Below are 3,393 nucleotides of genomic sequence, written 5' to 3' on the forward strand. Positions count from 1 at the left end.
GGTGGCGAGGCTGGCCTCGGTGGGCAGGCGCGCGCCCGGCGCCAGCGTGCCGCGTGCGATCATCTCCTCCAGCGCGGCGGCGATCTGCCGCCACAGCGCCACGCCCTCGCCACGTGCCAGGGGCGGCTCGTGGGACTCCGTCGGGGTCGGGGGCGTCATCGAAACTTCAACTCCATCGGGGCTCCGGCATGCCAGTTTCGCGTTGACGGTACTGCGGCGGATATCTAGTCGTCTAGACATCTTCAACAGCCGCCGAGGCCAGCCTCGCCACCCAGCACGGCGTGAACCGCCACACGGCGCGGCGGGCGCTGGATTCCCTGGCGCAGCGGGGGCTGATCCGCGTCGAGCAGGGGCGCGGCTCCTTCGTGGCGGAGGATGTGGTGGATTACCGCCTCGGCCCGCGCACCCGCTTCTCCGAGCTGATCCGCGCGCAGCGGCGGGAGCCGGAGGGGCGCATCCTCTGGGCGCGGGAGGTGCCGGCCGAGGCCGCGGTGGCCGAGGCGCTGGGCCTCGCCCCCGGCGCGCCAGTGCTGGCGGTGGAGCGGCTGGGCCTGGCCGATGGCCGGCCCGTGGTGCTCGGCCTTCACCACTTCCCGCTGCCGCGCTTCGCCGCCATGGCGGCCTCGCTGGCGCGGGGGCATGGCTCCATCACCCGGGCGCTGGCCGATTGCGGCGTGGCCGACTACCGCCGCGCCTGGACGCGGCTGACCGCCCGGATGCCCACCGCCGAGGAGGCGGAGCAGCTGCAGCAGGCCCGCGCCCGCCCGGTGATGATCTCCGAGGCACTGACGACCGACCCCGAGGGCCGGCCGATCGACCACACCCTGTCGCGCTACGCCGCCGGGCGCGTGCAGATCGTCATCGAGGACGGCGCGGGAGCAGCATGATGCAGGCCAGTGGAACAGCCCGTGGAACAGATGAGTGGCTGATCGAGGGTGGCACCGTGCTGGCCGGCGAGGGCGGGGCGCTGCGCCCCGGCGCGCTGGCGCTGGGCGGCGGCGTGGTGCGCGAGGCCGCGCGCCCCGGGGCGCGGCGGCTCGATGCGGGCGGGCTGCTGGTGCTGCCCGGCATCGTCGACATCCATGGCGACGCGCATGAGCGGCAGTTCCAGCCGCGCCCGGGCGTGGCCCTGCCGCCGGCGCTGGCGCTGCGGGATTCGGCGGCGCAGCTCCTGGCGGCCGGCATCACTACGGCCTTCCTGGGCGTGACGCTCTCCTGGGAGCCGGGGCTGCGCTCCCTCCAGGCCTGGCGGACGCTGCTGGCCGGGCTCGCCGCGCTGCGCGCCACGCCGGGCGGCTGGCGCGGCGCCGACCTGCGCGTGCACCTGCGCTTCGAGGCGGACAATCTCGAGGCGCTGGACGAGGCGGTGGCCGACATCGCCGCCGGGCGCGTGCACCTGCTGGCCTTCAACGACCACACGCCCGGCATCCTGCGCAAGCTGGGCCAGGAGGCGGCGGCGGCGAAGTACGCGGAGCGCGCGGGCGTCTCCGTGGCGGCGTTCCGCGCCCTGGCCGAGGCCGCCGCCGCGCGGCGGGCCGGGGTGCCGGCGGCGCGGCTGCGGCTGGCCGGGGCGGCGCGCGCCGCCGGCCTGCCCGTGGCCAGCCATGACGACGCGACGGTGGAGGAGCGGGCGATGTTCCGCACGCTCGGCGCCGGCATCTGCGAGTTCCCGATGGCCGAGGCGGTGGCCGAGGCGGCGCGGGCGGCGGGCGAGGCGGTGGTGATGGGCGCGCCCAACGTGGTGCGCGGCGGCAGCCATCTGGGCTGGGCCAGCGCCGCGCCGCTGGCCGAGCGCGGCCTGGTGACGGTGCTGGCCTCGGACTATGTCTGGCCCTCGCTGCTGGAGGCGGCCTTCGTGCTGGAATCGCGTGGGGTGCTGGACCTGCCTGCCGCCTGGGCGCTGGTCAGCGCCAACCCCGCCGCCGCGGCGGGCCTTGCGGACCGCGGGCGGCTCTCGCCCGGGCTGCGGGGCGACGTGGTGCTGGTGGACCCGGACCGGCGGGCGCCCGTGGCGGTGTTCTGCGGCGGCGGCCTGGCCTGGGTGGCGCCGGAGGCGGCCAGCCGCCTGATGCCCATGCCTGCCATGGCGTGACAGAAACGAGCGGGGAGGGCGCCGGTCCTCCCCGTGCAGCGAAACCGGACACCAAGAAAATTGGAAACAAAGAAAAAGGGCGCCGTTTCCGGCGCCCTCTTCCTTGATTGGCTCCCCGAGTTGGACTCGAACCAACGACCTAGCGATTAACAGTCGCGTGCTCTACCAGCTGAGCTATCGGGGATCAGCGTGTGGCCGGCGCTATAGCGGGGCGTTCCGGGCTCTGCAAGACCCCTTTGAAACCGTTCCGCTTTCGCGCCGTCCACCGGGTGATCGGTGGGGTAGTCCGTGGAGGCCCGAGCCGGAATTGAACCGACGTACGCGGATTTGCAGTCCGCTGCATCACCACTCTGCCATCGGGCCTTCGGTGGGGGTGTATCGTGGGTCTGAGGCTCCCGGTCAAGAGTGCCTTGCGCTTGGCGCGCGGCGCGCGGCGCGCCTATAACGCCGGCACGGCGCGGGAAGTGGTCCGTGCCCCGGCAGTCGAGGACAGCAGGCGATGGATTTCGCGGGTGCGCGCAAATGGATGGTGGACGGGCAGCTTCGCCCCAACAAGGTGACCGACCCGCGCATCCTCTCGGCCATGTCGGACCTGCCGCGGCACCGCTTCGTGCCGCCGGCGCAGGCGCCCCGCGCGCATGCCGATGAGGACGTGCCGCTCGGCGGCGGCCGCGTGATGATCCAGCCCATGATGCAGGCCCGGCTGATGCAGCTGGCGCAGATCCGCGCCGAGGAGCAGGTGCTGCTGCTCGGCGCCGGCAGCGGCTATGGTGCGGCGCTGGCCGCCCGCCTCGGCGCCCGCGTGACGGCGGTGGAGAGCGCGCCGGCGCTGCTGGCCCTGGCGCGGGACGCGCTGGCCGGGCTGTCGGTGGCGCCGGGCAGCATCCGCATCATCGAGGGCAATGCCGCGCGCGGCCATGCCGAGGGCGCGCCCTACGACCTCATCCTCATCGAGGGGCAGGTGCCGGAGATCCCGCCGCTGCTGGTCGAGCAGCTGGCCGAGGGCGGCCGGGTGGTGGCCGTGCAGCGCCGGCCGGGGGAGGCGGGGGCTGCCGTGCTGGGCCGCCGCCTGGGCGGCTCCTTCAGCCTGACCGAGGCGTTCGACTGCGGCACCGCGCCGCTGCCGGATTTCCAGCCGCAGCCCGGCTTCGTCTTCTGAAGCCACAGCGCCGGGGGGCCGCGTGCGGCCCGCCGGCGTTTTGTATGGCGTGCCGCTGGCCGCCGGCGGCCCGCTCCGCTAGCCTGCGCCACCTCCGGGCCAGACCCGGCCTTTCGCGCAGGAGCATGCCCATGCCCATGAA

At 74.8% G+C, this 3,393-nt stretch carries 2 protein-coding genes, 2 tRNA genes and 1 pseudogene; 3 read left to right on the top strand and 2 right to left on the bottom strand.

The features are described from left to right. Positions 1–263: 263 nt before the first annotated feature. Both phnF and ACZJYS_RS23645 read left to right on the top strand, forming a co-directional pair. Positions 264–887: pseudogene (gene phnF, locus ACZJYS_RS23640) on the top strand (phosphonate metabolism transcriptional regulator PhnF); the annotation flags it as partial. Further along, on the top strand, positions 884–2,092 hold the full coding sequence (locus ACZJYS_RS23645) for an alpha-D-ribose 1-methylphosphonate 5-triphosphate diphosphatase (protein WP_493180552.1): 1,209 nt from the start codon (positions 884–886) through the stop codon (positions 2,090–2,092). The pseudogene phnF and the gene ACZJYS_RS23645, both read left to right, overlap by 4 nt. 108 nt (positions 2,093–2,200) lie before the next feature. Here ACZJYS_RS23645 and ACZJYS_RS23650 read toward each other — a convergent pair. Continuing rightward, positions 2,201–2,276: transfer RNA gene (locus ACZJYS_RS23650), tRNA-Asn, on the bottom strand. 105 nt (positions 2,277–2,381) lie between these two features. After that, positions 2,382–2,455, bottom strand: a tRNA-Cys gene (locus tag ACZJYS_RS23655). A gap of 136 nt (positions 2,456–2,591) precedes the next feature. On the opposite strand from ACZJYS_RS23655, the gene ACZJYS_RS23660 reads away from it, so the two are divergent. Beyond that, complete coding sequence (locus tag ACZJYS_RS23660) at positions 2,592–3,251, top strand: protein-L-isoaspartate O-methyltransferase family protein (protein WP_379652438.1); 660 nt, start codon at positions 2,592–2,594, stop codon at positions 3,249–3,251. Positions 3,252–3,393 lie beyond the last annotated feature (142 nt).

The sequence above is a fragment of the Roseomonas sp. TS2 genome, assembly GCF_058833935.1.

What these genes read in the sequence shown, in the direction of transcription:
- ACZJYS_RS23645 (WP_493180552.1), top strand. Translation starts at nt 884, where the DNA reads ATGATGCAGGCCAGTGGAACAGCCCGTGGAACAGATGAGTGGCTGATC.
- ACZJYS_RS23660 (WP_379652438.1), top strand. Translation starts at nt 2,592, where the DNA reads ATGGATTTCGCGGGTGCGCGCAAATGGATGGTGGACGGGCAGCTTCGC.